We start from the raw sequence: 1,626 nt of genomic DNA on the forward strand, positions 1-1,626 counted from the left end.
ACTCAATTGTCTATCTTTTGGTATTAACCTGTTTGTGCCTTAAGTCCTTCCCTGTATGGATTTCAGCTACTTTTGAGCGTAGGCGCTCTCATCGAATTTTATTTTAAGTTAATTATTTGCATAACAATTCCCGAAGAGCCAGTAGTGCAACAAGGAAACCCCTCTGATGAGCGTTGGGAGAGTATCTGTTTCAATCTTCAGAGTGTTGGTGCTAACTTGTTCGAGATGTTAATTCCCTCTGAAGTAGCAAAAAAAGTGCGAGATTGGAAGATTGGTTCTCCTGTCATTATCTCCACTAATGAACAGTGGATTCCTTGGGAATTAATGTACGACGGCGAAGATTTTTGGGGAAAGAAGTTTATTATTGCTCGCTCTCCTCGCCTCAGCGATAGTCAAGATTTACCAAGAAGAAATAGACCTGAAAGTAAGGGAAAAAGACAAATCAAGCGGATTGTCAATATTGTCGGTGGAGATGTACCTTCCTCGGAAGCAGAGCGAGCTACCCATCTATTCTCTAATCTTCTCCCCCCGGAAGCGGTACACTTGTTAGCTAAACAGCCAATTTCGTCCCTTGTAAAAGCTATTCCAGGCACAGATGTGCTTCATTTTACCTGTCACGGACATTTAGAACCGCACCTACTCCAAATTGCTGGCGATAAAAACAAAACCCGAATTGAAAACTTGCTCCCTGAAACCATTCTAAGGCTACCTCTTGAGCCGGGTAGTCTTGTGTTTGCTAACGCCTGTGCTTCAACCGTTCCCGTGTTAACCTTTGGAAAATTTAGCAGTTTTGGCTGGAAATTTTATCAGCGTGGTGCAGATGCTTTCATTGGAACTTTAGGAGCCGTACCAGTGAAATATGCCGTCAACTTTGCCGAAATTGTTTACCGTGAATTATTCAACCCAGATGAGAAAATTACTATCGGACAGGCTGTAGCCAAAGCCAAAGAAGTTGCAGCCAATGAGAGAAACTTATTTTGGCTACTGTATTGTATTTATGGCGATCCAGATTTCTCGATTGTACAGCAAAAAAATTCCAAGGAGGAAGACCATGCCAATTAAAGTATATGCCACAGCCGTCGATCCAGCTTCAGTTAGTAGCTTACAAACTGAGGATGAGGAAATCCTGACTACTTTGGGACCACAAGAGGAAACCGTCGCAGTTCAGTTGCAAGAACTCTTTGAATCTGTCATGGAAGCTCTTTCTAGTAAGGTAGATGTAGAAAGTCAGTTGACTGTTGAAATTAATGGTTCAGTCAGTCTAAAGGCGAAGGGAGAACTCAAATATCTGTTTTTCAACATTGGAGCAGAAACAGCCAATACAAACACGATGAAAGTTACCCTATCTACAACTTTGCAGCCAAAAATACAGAAAACGAAGTAAATGTCCACCATTAAAACAAAAAGCCAGAGGTCGGTATCCGGTCTCTCAAAGAAAACGGGTTTCTCAAAGAGTTTCTCAAAGAAAACCGTTTTCTAGATATTGATTTTTGCCAAAGACTGCTTAAATTCTGCGAGAGAATTAGCGGTAGCTGCTAATTTAACAATCTCTTGTAATGTAGATAGTACCGAAACTTTATTCAGGTATTGTTCCACATCTAAAGGAACTTCACCTAAGCGAGCTTG

2 protein-coding genes are annotated in these 1,626 nt (G+C 41.2%); both read left to right on the forward strand.

Annotation, left to right across the window (positions count from 1 at the left end):
* Positions 1–72 precede the first annotated feature (72 nt).
* A complete protein-coding gene (locus tag PX481_RS28705) occupies positions 73–1,062 on the forward strand; it encodes a CHAT domain-containing protein (RefSeq protein ID WP_288023567.1) in 990 nt (329 codons plus the stop codon).
* Positions 1,052–1,384, forward strand: a complete 333-nt coding sequence (locus PX481_RS28710) for a hypothetical protein (RefSeq protein ID WP_002760882.1) — start codon at positions 1,052–1,054, stop codon at positions 1,382–1,384. Before PX481_RS28705 ends, PX481_RS28710 begins: the two co-directional genes overlap by 11 nt.
* The last annotated feature ends 242 nt before the right edge of the window (positions 1,385–1,626 follow it).

This window comes from Microcystis sp. M53603_WE2 (assembly GCF_030065435.1).